The organism is Streptomyces flavidovirens DSM 40150, assembly GCF_000429085.1.
GTDB lineage: Bacteria > Actinomycetota > Actinomycetes > Streptomycetales > Streptomycetaceae > Streptomyces > Streptomyces flavidovirens.
The window spans coordinates 211,716-229,059 of sequence record NZ_AUBE01000012.1 but is presented as its reverse complement, the minus strand read 5'-3'; the positions used below and the strand labels follow the sequence as shown (position 1 = coordinate 229,059).

Genomic DNA, 17,344 nt, shown 5'->3' with positions numbered 1-17,344 from the left:
ATGAGTACCACCCCGAACCCGGATGAAGTCCCGGCAGAACTCGCGATGAACCGTGCGCTGCGATGGATCGACCGGCCTCGCGACGCCAGCGCCTGGCTGTGGATCGGTGGGCGGGCGGGCAGCGGCAGAACGGCGTTGTTGCGCGAGGTCGTCGCCCGCCATCCGGCCGCGGCCCACGTCGACTGCGCCGAAAGGTCCGCGGAGGAGGTGGCCCGGGGCGTGACGACGGCGCTCGGCATCGCCGCCACGGACACCTTCAAGGGCAACTTCGCCGCGGTGGCCCGCCAGATCACCGACGACCCCGTGGTCGTTCTCGCGAACACACAGAGGGCAGGCCGGTTGCGCACTTCGCGTGAACCAGAGCGTGTGCTCGGTCAGGTGGTACGAGTACTGGTCAAGAACCATCGGCGCGGGCTGCGGATGCGCTTGCTGGTCGAGGTCGACGATGCACCGGGCTGTGCCGCCGAGCTGGGCGGCCGGCATCTGACCCTGCAAGGAGGCTTCGGTGGCGTGCCCGACTTCCCGGAGCCGGAGGAGGAAGCGGTCCTGCCGTTCGCCCTCCACGCGCTGGCGTTGGCCGAACACCGCTTCGTACCCCTGCCCGTGTGGTCCCTGCTCTGTGCGGCTCTGGGCCGGAACATCCCGGAGCGCCGGCTGGAGGCGCTTCTCGGCGACTCGGCGGCCGGCGACTGGCTCCGCAGGTCGGACGACGAGGCGGGCGCTACTCTCGTGTCCTTTCGCCAGGAGGCAGTGGCCCGGCGACTGCGTACGGTTATACGTGCCGAGGAGGCCAGGTCCTGTCACGCGCGAGCACTCACCGCGCTGTCGGCCACGGACGCCTCCGAGGCGATGCGGTGGTACGCCGGTCGCGCCCTGGCCGGTCACGCGGCGGCGGCCGGCCGGTTCGCGGAATTCCTCGCAGACACCGCGGCGGTCGTCCGCGTCGGCCACGAGTCGCTTCTCGAGGCGTTCGAGGCCGCGTTCCATGGGCGGCCCATCCCCCAGGGAAGTGCCGCCGCCCACCTCCATTACCTGGCGCGCCGCGGTGTTCAGCCGTCGTCCCAGGGTGAGTGGCTGGCGCTGTTGCACCTCAGCCTGATGTACGCCGGGCCGACGGGGGAAGCTGCGGCCGGTCGGCTCCTGTCGGCGGCCGGCCCCGCGGCCCTGCCCTGGCACACGCTCTGGGCCGACGGCGTCGGTGCCGGTGCGTTCGGCACGGACACATTGGTCAGGCGTCCCGTCGTCCGGACGCTCCAGATCGTGCACACACCGGCAGGCGACCTGGTCACGGCCCGCACCCGCCACGACCACATCGGCACCTGGGACCTGGCCACGGGCGCGCCCCGGGCCGAACCTGACGAGGCCGCGAACGCGCCAGATACCACGCACGCGGATCAGGGGCCTCGGGGGTGGCGACCTGCCGGAGCCGCTGACGGCGAAGTGGATATGCCGCGCATGCCGGAATACATCCGTCGAGGCGTGCGCTCGGGCTCTCGTATCGCTCTGGCCTCCACCGACGGGGTGTGCGCCGTCGAAATCAACCAGGGTGCCGCGCAGGAAGCCACGCCCGGCCTCCTCAAGCACCTGGTGGGCACCGGCACGCGGCTTGCTCCGGCGGACCTGCCGGCCGCGGCCCTGGACCCGACGACCGATTGGCTGACGAGCGTCTGGGGACCTGCCGCGGTCAAACGGTTCCCGCAAAGCTCCCTGCCGCCCGGCATCTCCGACACCGGTACCCGCGCATTCCTTTCCGCAGTGGGCATCCCCTGCGTCACAGGCTTCCTCGAACTCGACACCACCGAGCTGGAGGGCGCAGGCCTGCGTCCCGTTGCCGGGCCCGTCGGCAAACTGGCCGGGAGGAAAGCCCCGTACTTCTCTCTCGGCCGCTGGCAGGGTGCACGACTACTCCTCGACGGCCACGACGGAAGCGTGCTGCAGGACGGTTCGTCGGGCATTGACGACTCGCTGGCCGGCAGCAGCCTCGGTCAGTTCGTCGCCATGGTCCGCCTCTACTACTGGTGGTTCGCCTCCGACTGGTCGGTCGAGGACACGGAGACGGATGTACGTCACTGGCTGAGCCAAATCGACCCGGATGCTTTCCAAACGCAGTGCTGGCAAAGGGCCTTCGAGGATTACAACTTCGATGACCGGGTCTGAGGCCGGATTCGGGAGCAGGCCGGAGTCGGGAGTAGACCCTGGACCGGTCGGCTCCGCCGGGACCGGGCCGCCATGTCCCGCCATATGGTCAACCGACGTAAGCAAGGCGTCCGTAAGGACAAGGATGGGATCGATGACCGGCTCAACCGACGGCTACGCACCGCACCCATACATAGGGGGACGCTCGGCCGTGCTGCGCACACTCGCAGCATGGCGTACGGAGTGGCCGGGGACACCGCGCGTCGTCGTACTCACCGGAAGTTCCGGCAGCGGGCGCTCACGCCTGCTTGCCGGGTTCCTCATGCTCTGCGACCCGGAGTTCCGCAAAGGGCTGCCGCTCGACGAGATGGATCCCACAACCGTGCCGCCCGACCTGCCCGCACCCGCCGTGCCCGCAGCGGCAGGCCGGACAGCAAGCCAAGTGCTGTGGTTGGTCGCCGACCACTACGAACTGACTGCGTCCAGCACCAAGGATGTGTACGGGGAGCTGGCCTCTCTCGACCGTCCAGTGACCCTCGTCGTTCCGGATCTCGACCGTGCCGGTCCCGTGCGTGCGACGGACGAGCCCGCACGAGTCGTGCGGGAGGTACTCAAGCCACTCACCGCCACCGAGACCGTCCGCCTGCTCGTGGACGTACCGCGCGAACTCGCCGCCGAGCTGGCGGAGGGGCTGCCGGACGGGGCCGCGCAGATCATCGACCTCGACGACCCGCGGTGGGCCGACCCCGAGGTTCTGGTGCTGCACGCCGAGGCGGCATTGACTCCTCAGTCCGGCGTCCCCGAGCTGCCGTTCACCGTAGATTCCGGGCCGCGTCGCCGGCTGGCCGAGGCCATCGGCCGGCAGGCCGGGACGAGCCACCTCGTCGTCCGGCTGGCCGTACGCGGCATCCTGACGGCACCCGGCGGCTTCGACCCCACCGACGACCAGTACCTGCCGGCGTCCGTCGGACAGGCCCTGGACCTGCACTCCCGCCGTCTCGGCAATGACCCGCAGACGGTGCGGCAGATGCTCGCTCCGCTGGCACTGGCCGATGGCACCGGGATCCCGGTGGAGCTGTGGAGGCGGCTCGCGGTCGCTGTCGCCGGGCCGGACTCGGTCGAGGCGATCGGCAACGGCATGGCCCTCGCGGCCCCATTCGTCGAAACTGTCGAAGGGGAGGACGGGCGTACGCGGCTCCGTCTGCTGCACCCGGCCATCGGGGACGAGATCCGCGCCGGGCTGGGCGACGTCCGCGCCGCCCAGTCCCGGATAGCCGTGGCACTGCTCGACGCCGTGCCGAATCAGGACTGGGGCCAAGCCGCCCCCTACATACGCGACCACATAGCGGGGCACACCCTCGAAGCCGGCCTCCTTCCGCAACTCCTGACCGATCCAGGGCTCTTCGTCCACGCCGACCCGGTGCGACTGCGCGCGGCCATTGAGGCAGTCCCGACGCAGGGGCTCGGGGCAGCGGCACGCAGCTATCTCCGTACCGCTCCTCTGCTGACGCGCACCGAGGCCCCGGCCCACCTGCGAGCCGCCCTGCTGGAGACCGCGTTCGTCGAGGACGGCCTGCCCGAGTACGCCGCCGCCGTCCACCGGCTCGGCATCGACCTCCCGTGGCAGACCCTCTGGAGCCTGCCGGCCCCGGGCATCCACGCGGTGACCGTCGGGAGCATCCCGGCGTCCGGCGGTGAACCGGCGGTCTCCGTCGCGGCGCTCGCTGTCCCTGAGGGCACACCTGGCGCGTACCCGATCGGTACGCGTGGCGGGTCAGCACTGCTCGTCCACAGCCTCGTCCGGGGGACGCCCCTCGTCGCCATGTCTCCCGAGCGGATACAGCGGCCCGCCGAGGAGGAGCGCGCCTCTGCTCCGCTCGCGCTCAGCGTGGGTGGGGACTACCTGCGTGTGTGGAACCGCGCCGACGAGGAGATCGTGGCCGCACTGATCTCCGACGTCCCCTTCACCGGTGCCGACCTCTCCCCGGACGGCATCCTCCTCGTCGCCACCGAGCGTGGTGCGAAGGCCCTGCGGATCCTGACGCACACCAGGCTCCAGGAGCACGGTAGGGCTCCGACGACCTCCGGTACCTGACAGGCGCTCCGTATCAGGCACCGCGAGATGCTACAAGTGCCTCTCTGGAAGCGCTGCTTGACTCGTCACGGACGCTTGAACGCTTGATTACACAGAATCACGTTGCGGTCACGTTAATCGGACACATCTTGACGCTTCCCCTACCACAGAGTTGGCTTTCGGCCACCTTGGCCGCAATTGACGCGGCCTGTCAGGGAGGTTGAATTCAATCAATGAACGCACTTCTGCGTCGTGCTGCCGTCGCCGTCGCCGCCCCCGCTATGGCCATGTCTCTCTTCGGTTGCGGGACGACCGAGGAACCGGGGGTGAGGCTGAGTGACGACATCGTTGTTGGTCTGCTGCTCCCGGAGAACGAGGCCGCTCGCTACGAGCAGTTCGACAAGCCGGTCATCGAAGAGCGCATCGCGCTGCTCACCAACAGCAAGGGCACGGTCCGCTACGCCAACGCGGACAACAACGCCGATCTGCAGACGCAACAGCTCGAATCCATGATCCAGGACCAGGTCGACGTGCTGATCGTGGACGCGGTGGACTCCAAGGCCATAGCCGGCGCGATACGGAAGGCGGACGACGCCGGCATCCCGGTCGTCGCCTTCGACCGCCTCGCCGAGGGCCCCATCGACGGATATGTCTCCTTCGACAACGAGCAGGTCGGCCACATCCAGGGCAAGTTCCTGCTGAAAGCCCTCAAGGGCCGGGCCGGCTCCGCTTCGGGGTCCGGGGTGGCGTCGGGCAAGGTCGTGATGATGCACGGCGCCCTCACCGACCCGAACGCCGCCATGTTCAAGAAGGGCGCCCACACCGAGCTCGACGGCAAGGTCGAAATCGGCCTCGAGTACGACACCAAGGACTGGAAGCCGGAGAACGCCCAGGCGAACATGGAGGCCGCGATCGCCTCCCTCGGCAAGGACGCCATCACCGGCGCCTACTCCGCCAACGACGGCATGGCGGGCGGCATCATCGCCGCGCTCAAGGCGGCCGGTGTCACCGACCTCCCGCCGGTCACCGGCCAGGACGCCGAACTGGCGGCCGTGCAGCGCATCGTTGCCGGTGATCAGTACATGACCGTCTACAAGCAGTACGCACCGGAAGCAGAGGCCGCCGCGGAGATGGCCATCCTGCTGGCCAGGAACATGTCGCTCGGCGCCGCCGCGCACACCGACATCGACACCCCGACCGAGGAGTCCGTCCCGACGGTGCGCATCCCCGTCATCGCCCTGACGAAGGACAACATCAAGGAGACCGTCGTCGCTGACGGCGTCTACACGGTGGAGCAGATCTGCGTCCCCGAGGTCAAGGCAGAGTGCGAGGAGCTCGGGCTCAAGTAGCCCCGCTGGCGCGGGTCGGTCACGGACCTCGCCTGGTGCCGACTGAGTGTCCTGGTCACGCGAACCCCCGTGCATCCGCTGCTCGTACCGGCGCGCGCACTGCCGGGGCGGCGCGTGGCCGCCCTCGCGTACGCCTCACTGCCTCCCCGCGCCACCCCCTCCCGTGTGCGGTGGCGACAGGCGCCCGGTCACATTCTGAAGGCAATGCCGCGCCGCGGCCCCGACCCGCGCCCCGCCCCGTACAAACTCCGCAGACAGGCGGCCATACTGGACGGGCCGGGGAGGGCGCAGCGGAGTGACGGGGGCGACAGTACGAGATGGCGGACACCAGGCTGATCCAAGGCCGGTACCGGCTGCTCGATCTGATCGGGCGCGGGGGCATGGGCGAGGTGTGGCGTGCCCTCGACGAGTCGCTGGAGCGCAAGGTCGCCGTCAAATGCCTCAAGCCGGTGGGGCCTCAGCACGACCCGTCCTTCACCAGAGTGCTGCGCGAACGCTTCCGCAGGGAGGCGCGCGTCGCGGCTGCTCTGCAGCACCGCGGCGTCACCGTCGTCCATGACTTCGGCGAGCACGACGGCGTTCTCTATCTCGTCATGGAACTGCTCGAAGGACGCAACCTCAGCCAGCTCCTGGAGGACAACAAGGCCCACCCGCTGGACGTCGCCGATGTCGTCGACATCGCCGAGCAGGTCGCCTGGGCCCTCGCCTACACGCACGAACAGGGCATCGTCCACCGCGACCTGAAGCCCGCCAACATCATGCGGCTGGCCGACGGCACGGTGAAGATCTGCGACTTCGGTATCGCGCGTCTGGGCCATGACATCGGCTTCACCTCCCGGCTCACCGGCACCGGGATCGCCATGGGAACCCCGCACTACATGTCGCCCGAGCAGATCAGCGGCGTCGAGGTGGACCACCGCAGCGACCTGTACTCACTGGGCTGTGTGCTGTACGAGATCGCCACCGGCGTTCCGCCGTTCGACCTCGACGACGCCTGGGCGGTCCTCGTCGGCCATCGCGACACACCGCCGGAGCCGCCGCGCACCCACCGCCCGGAACTCCCCGGGTTCTTCGACCGCATCGTCCTCGACCTGCTCGCCAAGACTCCGGGGGAACGGCCCGCCGACGCCAGGGAACTGGCGCACCGCCTGACCGCCGCACGCTCGTCGGGTCCCGTTGCCGCGCACGCACCGCGCCTGCCGGCCGGGCGCCCCGAACAACCGCCCTCCCGCGCCCCGCGCCTGCCCTCCTGGACACGTGGCATGACCACCGGCCACAAGGCGAGCGGCACGTGGGCGCTCCCGCCCACCCAGCCCGACCCTTCGGCGGGCCTGACGGGGGAGTGGACGACCGGCGTCGACCTGCGGGCCGCCGCCGTCCCACTCGCGCGCCGGCCCGAACACCCCACACCCCCGCCGGAGGTGCTGGCCGTACTCAACAGCAGGCACAACGCCGGTCTCAGCCTCGGCCGCCTCGGCCGCTGGGACGAGGCGGGCGAGGTGCACCGCGCGGTCGCCGCCGAGCGCGAACACGTCCTGGGCCCCGACCACCCCGACACGCTCGCCAGCCACTACGAGGTCGGCTTCACCCTCAGCAGGACCGGGCGCGCCGACGACGCCCTGCGCGAGTTCGGCCACGTGGCCGAGGGCCGCGAGCGCACCATGGGCCCCGACCACCCCGAGACCCTCGCCGCGCGCCAGGAGATGGCGTACGTACTGGGGCAGCTCGGCCGTCACTTCGAGGCACACCAGGTGTACGCCGCCGTCCTCGCCTCGCGGGAACGCACCATGGGCGCCGAGCACCCCGACACGCTGCGCTGCCGGCACAACCTCGCGTTCAACCTGAGCAGGCTGGGGCGCCTGGAGGACTCGTACCGCATGGCGCACGAAGTCGCCACGGCCCGGGCCAGGGTGCTCGGCGCGACGCACCCCGACACGCTCGTGACGCGGTACGAGGTCGCGTACGCGCTCGGGCAGCTCGGGCGCTGGGCCGAGGCCCTCCAGACGTACCGGGACGTCGCACAGGACCGGGCGCGGGCGCTGGGGGCCGATCATCCCGACACGCTCGCCGCCCGCTACGAGGTCGGCATCAGCCTGGGCCGGCTCGGCCGCAGCGCGGAAGCCCTGGAGCTCTACCGGGCACTGGTCGACGACCGCACCCGCGTGCACGGACCGGCCGATCCCGAAACGCTGCGCGCGCGGCACGGTCTCGGCGTCAACCTGGGCCGCCTCGCCCGCTGGGAGGAGGCCCTGGCCGAGGCCCGCGACGTGTGCGCGATCCGCGAACGCGTCCTGGGCGCCGATCACCCGGACACGCTCGTCAGCCGCCGGGAGGTCGCTGTCGGTCTCGGCTGGCTCGGCCGCTGGTCCGACGCGCTCACCGTCTACCGGCAGGTCGCCGAGGCGCGCGAGCGCGTCCTGGGCGCCGACCACCCCGACGCCCTCGCCAGCCGCAACGACGAGGCGCACTGCCTGGAGCAGCTCGGGCGCGGCGCGGAGGCGGCCGAGCTGTACCGGCGGGTGGCCGCACTGCGGCAGCAGCGCGGAGCGCGCAGCCACTGAGTTCCGGGTAGTAGAGGTGGGCAGGGAGCGGAGAGCTGAGAGAGCTGAGACAGGAGTGCGTACGCCATGCCCGTACAGGACAGCTATGACGCCGTGATCGTGGGCGGCGGCCACAACGGCCTCGTCGCCGCCGCCTACCTGGCCCGGGCCGGGCGCTCCGTGCTCGTGCTGGAACGTCTGGACCACACCGGCGGCGCGGCGGTGTCCACCCGCCCCTTCGCGGGAGTCGACGCCCGGCTCTCCCGCTACTCGTACCTGGTGTCCCTGCTGCCGCAGTCGATCGTCCGCGATCTCGGACTGGACTTCGCCGTGCGCAAGCGCACTGTCTCCTCGTACACACCGAGCGGTAGCGGCGGCCTGCTGGTCGGCGGCGGTACGGACAGGACCAGGGAATCGTTCGCCCGCCTCACGGGCGGCGACGCGGAGTTCACGTCCTGGCAGTCCTTCTACGCCGTCATGCGGCGCGTCGCCGAGCGCGTCTTCCCCACCCTCACCGAGCCGCTGCCGACGCGGGAAGCCCTGCGCGCCCGTATCGGCGACGAGGCGGCCTGGCGGATGCTGTTCGAGGAGCCGCTCGGAGTCGCGATCGAGGAGCACTTCGCCCACGATCTCGTACGGGGCGTCGTCCTCACCGACGCGCTCATCGGCACCTTCGCCGACGCCCACGACCCCACGCTGCTTCAGAACCGCTGCTTCCTGTACCACGTGATCGGCGGCGGAACGGGCGACTGGGACGTTCCCGTGGGTGGCATGGGAGCGCTCACCGACGCGCTCGCGAAGGCAGCGGGGGCGGCGGGCGCCGAGATCGTCACGGGACATGAGGCGACCCGTATCGACACCGACGGCAGTCACGCCGAGGTCAGCTTCCGGAGCGACACGGGTGAGGGCGCTGTCGGCGCCCGGCACGTTCTCGTCAACGCCTCACCGCAAGCGCTCGCGACGCTCCTGGGGGAGGCGACTTCCGCCTCCGCCTCCGCCGAGGGGGCGCAGCTCAAAGTCAACATGCTGCTGCGCAGGCTCCCGCGCCTGCGCGACCGTTCCGTGCCACCGGAAGAAGCGTTCGCGGGAACGTTCCATGTCGCGGAAGGCTACGGTCAGCTGGCGGCGGCGTACGAAGAAGCCGCGTCGGGGCGGCTGCCCGGCGCGCCGCCCTCGGAGATCTACTGCCACTCCCTGACAGACCCCTCGATCCTCGGCCCCAAGCTCGCCGCACAGGGCTACCAGACCCTGACGCTCTTCGGTCTGCACACCCCCGCACGCCTCTTCACCCACGACAACGAAGCGGCTCGCGCCGAGCTCCTGGCGGCGACTCTCGCGCAGCTCGACACCTTCCTCGAAGAGCCCCTCACCGACTGCCTGGCGCTCGACGCGAACGGCCGCCCCTGCATCGAGGCGAAGACCCCGCTCGATCTCGAAAGCGAACTGCGGCTGCCCGGCGGCAACATCTTCCACCGCCCGCTCTCGTTCCCGTACGCCGACGAGTCCGCCGGGACGGGCCGGTGGGGCGTCGAGACGGCGCACGCGAACGTCCTGCTGTGCGGGGCGGGCGCCGTCCGCGGCGGGGGAGTGAGCGGCATCCCCGGCCACAACGCGGCGATGGCGGTTCTCGGGCGCTGAGCGGGCGGCCGCCGCCGCCGGGCCGGCCGCCGCGTTCAGTCCTCGGACGCCGTCCAGCCCGTCGCCTCGACGCGGGCGGCGTCCTCGGGCCTGGCCTCGTCGAAGAGCGTGCGGTGTCCATCGTCGACCCGCAGCCCGTCGACGTACGCGCCCCGTCCGACGTACAGCGTGTCGGTCCGGTACCGCCAGCGGATCCGCACCTCCTCGCCGCCCCAGGCCGCGAGGTCCGCGCTCAGCCGGTGCCAGACGCGCCCGGACCAGCCGGTGACCGCGCCCGCCGGGTGCGACTGCGGCTCGTGCCCCTTGCGTACGGTCGTGAACGGCACCGCCTGCCAGGTGGCCCCGGCGTCCGCCGACGCCTCCAGGAAGAGGCGGTCGGAGCCCGGTTCGGTGTCCCACCACAGTGAGCAGCGCAGTCGTGGACGCCCGGAGGTGAGGGCGGGGGCGGGCAGGGTGAGGGCGGGCAGGGTGAGCGTGGCCGTGGTCGCCGACGCCATGCCGGAGAACCAGGCGGTGCGGCCGTGGGCCGGGCGTACCGCGACGGCCCGCGCCAGGTTGTTGGCAGCCGCCACGCGCGGGGCGCTGCCGGAGCGCCAACCGCGTACCGGGTGGACCGAGTTCCCCAGTACGACGAGGAAGGTGTCGGTGGACGGGTCGAGGACCAGGCTGGTGCCCGTGAATCCGGTGTGGCCCGCGGTCTTCGGAGTGGCCATGGCGCCCATGTACCAGTGCTGGTGGAGCTCGAAACCGAGGCCGTGCTCGTCGCCGGGGAAGGCGGTGTTGAAGTCGGTGAACATCAGCTCCACCGACTCGCGCTCCAGGATCCGCGCCCGCCCGTACGCGCCGCCGTTGAGGAGCGTACGGGCAAGGACCGCGAGGTCCCAGGCGGTGGAGAACACGCCGGCGTGACCCGCGACACCGCCGAAGCTGTAGGCGTTCTCGTCGTGCACCTCACCCCACACCAGGCCCCGGTCCAGACCGGACCAGGGCAGCCGGGCGTCCTCGGTGGCGGCTGTCTTCGGCTTCCAGGAGGCGGGCGGGTTGAAGCGAGTGCGGTGCATCCCGAGCGGAGCAGTGATCTCGTCGTGGAGCAGTGCGTCCAGAGTGCGACCGGTGATCTCTTCGAGCACCAACTGGAGCGAGATGAGATTCAGGTCCGAGTAGAGGTACGTGGTGCCGGGCGTACTGGCCGGTGCCTCGTTCCACAGGAGCCGCAGCTTCCCCTCCCGCGTCGGCTCCTTGTAGAGCGGAATCCAGGCACGGAACCCCGAAGTGTGCGTCAGGAGCTGGCGCACCGTCATGTCCTGCTTGCCCGCGCCCCCGAACTGCGGGAGATACGCGGCGACCTTCCCCTCCAGCTCCAGCATGCCGCGCTCGATCTGCTGCACGGCGAGCAGGGAGGTGAAGAGCTTCGAGACCGACGCCAGGTCGAAGACCGTGTCCTCGGCCATCGCGATCTGCTGGTCCGCCGGAAACTCCACCGCCGTGTCGGTCTTCTCGTCGTACGCCGAATAGCGCACCGCCGAGCCGATCGCCTGATGCAGCGCCACCGTGCGGCCCCGCCCGGCGAGCAGGACCGCGCCCGCGTACCAGGGGTGCCTGGGGGAGGGGCCGAGGTAGCGCTCCGCGTCCGTGACGAGCTGCTTCAGGGGGCCGGGCAGGAGCCCGGCGCGTTCGGGTGAACCACGGCGCAGCGTCGGGCGTCCGTGGCCGGAACCGCCCGCCGCCCCGGCCCGCCCCGCCGCGAGCGGCGCCATCACGAAGGCACCGCCCAGCGCCATGATGCCGCCGCCCAGCCTGCGCCGGCTGATTCCTCTGTCCGCTTCCGCTTCCCCTGCACGGTCGGTCACCAGCCACCCCTTGTGAAAGTAACGTCCGCCACACGTTCAACATATCCCCAGGGACCTCAAGGGACTCAAGAGAGCATAAAGAACCTGACGCTGCATCAGGAAATCTCTTCCCTCGTACGCCCCCCTGCGGCATCCTGCCGCCCATGGAGACGGAGCTGAGCAAGAAACTGGGTGTCGAGCACGCCATCTTCGGCTTCACACCCTTCCCGGCGGTGGCCGCCGCCATCACCAGGGCGGGCGGATTCGGCGTGCTCGGCGCGGTGCGCTACACCGCGCCGGACGAACTCGCGCGCGACCTCGACTGGATGGCGGAACACACCGACGGGAAGCCGTACGGCCTCGACGTCGTCATGCCCGCGAAGAAGGTCGAGGGCGTGACCGAGGCCGACGTGGAAGCGATGATCCCGGAAGGCCACCGCCGGTACGTCGAGGAGACCCTCGCCAAACACGGCGTACCCGAACTCGCCGAAGGCGAGGCATCGGGCTGGCGCATCACCGGCTGGATGGAGGAGGTCGCCCGCAACCAGCTCGACGTCGCCTTCGACTACCCCATCAAGTTGCTCGCCAACGCCCTCGGCTCCCCGCCCGCCGACGTAATCGCCCGCGCCCACGACCACGGCGTCCTGGTCGCCGCGCTCGCGGGAAGCGCCAGACACGCCAGGCGCCACGCCGAGGCGGGCATCGACATCGTCGTCGCGCAGGGCTACGAAGCGGGCGGCCATACCGGCGAGATCGCGTCCATGGTCCTCGTCCCCGAGGTGGTCGACGCGGTCCACCCCCTGCCCGTACTCGCGGCCGGAGGCATCGGCAGCGGCGCACAGATAGCCGCCGGCCTCGCCCTCGGCGCCCAGGGCGCCTGGCTCGGTTCGATCTGGCTGACCACCGAGGAAGCCGACCTCCACTCCCGCGCCCTCACCGCCAAACTCCTCGCCGCGGGCTCCGGCGACACCGTCCGCTCCCGCGCCCTGACCGGCAAGCCCGCCCGCCAGCTGCGCACCGAATGGACCGACGCCTGGGACGACCCGAGCGGACCGGGGACGCTCCCCATGCCGCTCCAGGGGCTCCTCGTGGCCGAGGCCGTCTCCCGCATCCAGAAGTACGAAATCGGGCCGCTGCTCGGCACTCCCGTCGGCCAGATCGTCGGCCGTATGACATCCGAACGCAGTGTTCAGGCCGTCTTCGACGACCTCACCCGCGGGTTCGAACGCGCCGTGGACCGACTCCACCGCATCGCAGGAAGGAGCAGCCGGTCATGACTGCCACTCAGCCGCCCAACGGCTTCTGGGCCCAGGCGAAAGCGGACCCCGGCCGTACGGTCCTCACCGCCCCCGGCGGCGAGCAGTGGACGGCGGGACGGCTGCACGCCGCCGTCAACCAGCTCGTCCACGGACTGCGCGCCGCGGGCATGCGCCAGGGCGACGCCTTCGCCGTCGTCCTCCCCAACGGCGTCGAGTTCTTCACCGCCTACCTGGCCGCCTCCCAGGCCGGCTTCTACCTGGTCCCCGTCAACCACCACCTCGTCGGCCCGGAGATCGGCTGGATCGTCGCCGACTCCGGCGCGAAGGTCGTCATCGCACACGAACGCTTCGCCGAAGCCGCCACCGCCGCGGCCGACGAAGCGAAGCTTCCCGGAAACCGCCGCTACGCCGTCGGCGACGTTCCCGGGTTCCGTCCGTACACCGATCTCCTCAGAGGGCAGCCCGAGTCCGAGCCCGCCGACCGCACCCTCGGCTGGGTCATGAACTACACCTCGGGCACCACCGGACGCCCGCGCGGCATCCGCCGCCCCCTGTCCGGCAAGCTGCCCGAGGAGTCCTACCTCGGCGGATTCCTCGCCATCTTCGGCATCCGCCCCTTCGACGACAACGTCCACCTCGTCTGCTCGCCGCTGTACCACACCGCCGTACTCCAATTCGCGGGCGCCGCTCTGCACATCGGCCATCCACTCGTCGTCATGGACAAGTGGACGCCCGAGGAGATGCTGCGCCTCATCGACCGGTACTCCTGCACGCACACCCACATGGTCCCGACCCAGTTCCACCGACTGCTCGCCCTCCCCGAGGAGATACGCGCCTCGTACGACGTGTCCTCGATGCGCCACGCCATCCACGGCGCCGCACCCTGCCCCGACCACGTCAAACGGGCGATGATCGACTGGTGGGGTCACTGTGTGGAGGAGTACTACGCGGCCAGCGAGGGCGGTGGCGCCTTCGCCACCGCGGAGGACTGGCTGAAGAAACCCGGCACCGTCGGCAAGGCCTGGCCCATCAGCGAACTTGCCGTATTCGACGACGAAGGCAGCCGGCTGCCGCCCGGCGAACTCGGCACCGTCTACATGAAGATGAGCACCGGCGGCTTCAGCTACCACAAGGACAAGGCCAAGACGCAGAAGAACCGTATCGGTGACTTCTTCACCGTCGGAGACCTCGGCGTACTCGACGAGGACGGCTACCTCTTCCTCCGCGACCGCAAGATCGACATGATCATCTCGGGCGGCGTCAACATCTATCCCGCCGAGATAGAGGCAGCCCTCCTCACCCACCCCGCCGTCGCGGACGCCGCCGCCTTCGGCATCCCGCACGCGGACTGGGGCGAGGAGGTCAAGGCCGTCGTCGAACCGGCCGACGGCCACACTCCCGACGACGCGCTGGCCGCCGCCATCCTCACGCACTGCGAGGGGCGGCTGGCCGCCTTCAAGCGGCCCAGGACCGTCGACTTCACCGATTCGATGCCCCGCGACCCGAACGGCAAGCTCTACAAGCGCCGGCTGCGCGAGCCGTACTGGAAGGGTCACGAGCGCACCGTATGACCGGCCGCCGCGAACGCCGGGCGTGCTCATGCCGACACCCCCGTTCGGTATCCAGCCGCGCCGAGGCAGCGTTCAGGCCCGTTCCGCCCCTTGACCACCGGTCGCACCGCGCCCCACGATCACGCCATGACGACAGACGTACGCAGCAGCACCGTCGACGGGATCGTGCGCCGCAGCGCGCGCCGATCCCCGGACCGCATCGCCCTGCGGTACGCGGACCGGTCCTGGACCTACGCCGCGCTGGACACCGCGGTCTCCACCGCTGCCGCCGAACTCGTCGCGCACGGCCTTGAGGACGGCGACCGGGTGGCGGCGTACGGCCACAACTCGGACGTGTACCTCATCGCCTTCCTCGCCTGCGCGCGAGCGGGACTTGTGCATGTGCCGGTCAACCAGCACCTGACCGGTGACGACCTGGCGTACATCCTCGAAGACTCGGGCAGCGCACTGGTCCTCGCCGATCCCGGCCTGGCGGACCGGCTCCCGGCAGGTGCCGCCGTACGCCCGCTGCGTGACGCCGGGGGCTCACTGCTCGACGCGCTGAGCACGCCGCGCCCGTACGACCCGGACCGCGACGCCCGTGACGTCGTGCAGTTCCTCTACACCTCCGGCACCACCGCGCTCCCCAAGGGGGCGATGATGACGCACCGCGCCCTCGTCCACGAGTACGTCAGCGCCATCGCGGCACTGGACCTCAAGGAGGGCGACCGGCCGGTCCACTCGCTGCCGCTCTACCACTCCGCGCAGATGCACGTTTTCCTGCTGCCGTATCTCGCGGTCGGTGCGGAGAACACCATCATCGACGGTCCGGACCCGGCGAAGATCTTCGACCTGGTGGAGGCGGGCCGGGCAGACAGCCTCTTCGCGCCGCCCACGGTGTGGATCGGCCTCTCCCAGCACCCCGGCTTCGCCACCCGCGACCTGAGCGGACTGCGCAAGGCGTACTACGGCGCGTCCATCATGCCCGTACCGGTCCTGGAGCGGCTGCGCGAGCGACTGCCGGATCTTGCCTTCTACAACTGCTTCGGGCAGAGCGAGATCGGCCCGCTGGCGACGGTCCTCGGGCCGGACGAGCACGACGGGCGCATGGACTCGTGCGGCAGGCCCGTGCTGTTCGTCGAGGCGAAAGTTGTCGACGAGAACGGCGCCGAGGTACCGGACGGGACGCCCGGCGAAATCGTCTACCGCTCACCGCAGTTGTGCGACGGGTACTGGCACCGGGCGGCCGAGACCAAGGAGGCGTTCCGCGACGGATGGTTCCGCTCCGGGGACCTCGCGACGCGCGACAGCGAGGGGTACTTCACGATCGTCGACCGCGTGAAGGACGTCATCAACTCCGGTGGCGTACTGGTCGACTCCCGGCAGGTCGAGGACGCGCTCTACAGCCACCCCGGCGTCGTGGAGGCGGCGGTCGTCGGCCTTCCCGACGCGCGGTGGATCGAGGCCGTCACCGCCGTCGTCGTGCCGCGCGGCGACGTGACCGAGGAGGAGCTCCTCGCGTACGCCCGCGAGAAGCTCGCCCACTTCAAGGCCCCGAAGCGGGTGCTCTTCGTGGACGAGCTGCCGCGCAACGCCAGCGGGAAGATCCTCAAACGCGAGCTGCGGGACCGCTTGGGTTCGCTCACTTCGCCCGCAGATCCTCGATCCGCCTGAGCTTTCCCACCGACCGTTCCAGCGTCTCGGGGTCGACGATCTCGACCCCGGCCGAGACGCCGACACCGTCCTTCACGGCGGCGGCGATCGACGCCGCCGCGGCCGCCCGCTGCTCCCCGGTGGCCTCCGGCCGCGCCTCCGCCCGTACGGTCAGCCGGTCCATCCGGCCCTCTCGGGTCAGCCGGAGCTGGAAGTGCGGAGCGATTCCCGGCGTACGCAGCACGATTTCCTCGATCTGGGTGGGGAAGAGGTTCACGCCGCGCACGATGACCATGTCGTCGCTGCGGCCGGTCACCTTCTCCATCCGCCGGAAGCCCGGCCGCGCCGTACCCGGAAGCAGCCGCGTCAGGTCGCGGGTGCGGTAACGGACGACCGGCATGGCCTCCTTGGTGAGTGACGTGAAAACCAGTTCGCCCTGCTCGCCGTCCGGCAGCACCTCGCCCGTGACCGGATCGACGACTTCCGGATAGAAGTGGTCCTCCCAGATGTGCAGGCCGTCCTTGGTCTCCACGCATTCCTGGGCCACGCCGGGGCCGATGACCTCCGACAGCCCGTATATGTCGACGGCGTCGATCGCGAACCGCTCCTCGATCTCGCGCCGCATCTCCTCGGTCCACGGCTCGGCGCCGAAGATGCCCACCTTGAGGGAGGTGGTACGGGGATCGACGCCCTGGCGCTCGAACTCGTCGAGCAGCGTCAGCATGTAGGAGGGCGTCACCATGATGACCTCGGGGCGGAAGTCCTGGATCAGCCGCACCTGGCGGGCGGTCATGCCGCCGGACGCGGGGATGACCGTACAGCCGAGGCGCTCGGCGCCGTAGTGCGCGCCGAGCCCGCCGGTGAACAGGCCGTATCCGTACGCCACATGCACCTTGTGGCCGGGGCGGCCGCCGGCCGCGCGGATCGAGCGGGCGACGACGTCCGCCCACATGTCCAGGTCGCGCTCGGTGTAGCCGACGACCGTCGGCCGGCCCGTCGTACCGCTGGAGGCGTGGACGCGGCGGACGGCGGACTGCGGGACGGCGAACATGCCGAAGGGGTAGTGGTCGCGCAGATCGGTCTTGACGGTGAAGGGGAAACGGGCGAGGTCGGCGAGCGAGCCGCAGTCCTCGGGGCACAGCCCCGCCTTGTCGAACGACTGCCGGTAGAAAGGGACGTTGTCGTACGCGTGGCGCAGAGTCGCCCGCAGCCGTTCGAGTTGCAGCGCCCCCAGCTCCTCGCGGCCGAGCTCCTCCGCCGCGTCCAGCAGAACCGTCATAGGTGACTCTCCGTCCCAACCGGACAACCGATCATTC

10 protein-coding genes and 1 pseudogene are annotated in these 17,344 nt (G+C 70.6%); 9 read left to right on the top strand and 2 right to left on the bottom strand.

The window, feature by feature from the left end; genetic code table 11:
- From G412_RS0118695 to G412_RS0118675, 6 genes and pseudogenes are all read left to right on the top strand, one after another.
- A complete protein-coding gene (locus tag G412_RS0118695; protein WP_028813404.1) occupies window positions 1-2,157 on the top strand; it encodes an SUKH-4 family immunity protein in 2,157 nt (718 codons plus the stop codon).
- 133 nt (window positions 2,158-2,290) lie between these two features.
- Entirely contained in the window at window positions 2,291-4,231 is a 1,941-nt protein-coding gene (locus G412_RS35135) for a hypothetical protein (RefSeq protein WP_051338459.1), read from the top strand.
- A gap of 212 nt (window positions 4,232-4,443) precedes the next feature.
- A complete protein-coding gene (locus G412_RS0118685) occupies window positions 4,444-5,559 on the top strand; it encodes a sugar ABC transporter substrate-binding protein (protein WP_028813403.1) in 1,116 nt (371 codons plus the stop codon).
- Between the two features lie 60 nt (window positions 5,560-5,619).
- Window positions 5,620-5,895 (top strand): annotated as a pseudogene (locus tag G412_RS41030) (oxygenase MpaB family protein); the annotation flags it as partial.
- Entirely contained in the window at window positions 5,877-8,120 is a 2,244-nt protein-coding gene (locus tag G412_RS0118680; protein WP_028813402.1) for a serine/threonine-protein kinase, read from the top strand. The pseudogene G412_RS41030 and the gene G412_RS0118680, both read left to right, overlap by 19 nt.
- Before the next feature lie 66 nt (window positions 8,121-8,186).
- Window positions 8,187-9,737 carry a phytoene desaturase family protein gene (locus G412_RS0118675; RefSeq protein WP_028813401.1) on the top strand — a complete coding sequence of 517 codons (1,551 nt, stop codon included), beginning with the start codon at window positions 8,187-8,189 and terminating at the stop codon, window positions 9,735-9,737.
- 35 nt (window positions 9,738-9,772) lie between these two features.
- On the opposite strand, the gene G412_RS0118670 is transcribed toward G412_RS0118675, so the two are convergent.
- Window positions 9,773-11,518 carry a serine hydrolase domain-containing protein gene (locus G412_RS0118670; protein WP_051338472.1) on the bottom strand — a complete coding sequence of 582 codons (1,746 nt, stop codon included), beginning with the start codon at window positions 11,516-11,518 and terminating at the stop codon, window positions 9,773-9,775.
- 212 nt (window positions 11,519-11,730) lie between these two features.
- On the opposite strand from G412_RS0118670, the gene G412_RS0118665 reads away from it, so the two are divergent.
- The 3 genes from G412_RS0118665 to G412_RS0118655 all read left to right on the top strand — a co-directional run bounded on the left by G412_RS0118665 (window position 11,731) and on the right by G412_RS0118655 (window position 16,049).
- Window positions 11,731-12,843, top strand: coding sequence for an NAD(P)H-dependent flavin oxidoreductase (locus G412_RS0118665; protein ID WP_028813399.1), 1,113 nt, complete (start codon window positions 11,731-11,733; stop codon window positions 12,841-12,843).
- Complete coding sequence (locus G412_RS0118660; protein WP_028813398.1) at window positions 12,840-14,396, top strand: acyl-CoA synthetase; 1,557 nt, start codon at window positions 12,840-12,842, stop codon at window positions 14,394-14,396. Before G412_RS0118665 ends, G412_RS0118660 begins: the two co-directional genes overlap by 4 nt.
- 126 nt (window positions 14,397-14,522) lie before the next feature.
- On the top strand, window positions 14,523-16,049 hold the full coding sequence (locus G412_RS0118655; RefSeq protein ID WP_028813397.1) for an acyl-CoA synthetase: 1,527 nt from the start codon (window positions 14,523-14,525) through the stop codon (window positions 16,047-16,049).
- On the opposite strand, the gene paaK is transcribed toward G412_RS0118655, so the two are convergent.
- Window positions 16,018-17,307 carry a phenylacetate--CoA ligase PaaK gene (paaK, locus tag G412_RS0118650; RefSeq protein WP_028813396.1) on the bottom strand — a complete coding sequence of 430 codons (1,290 nt, stop codon included), beginning with the start codon at window positions 17,305-17,307 and terminating at the stop codon, window positions 16,018-16,020. The two genes, G412_RS0118655 and paaK, sit on opposite strands and share 32 nt — an antisense overlap.
- Window positions 17,308-17,344: the final 37 nt, after the last annotated feature.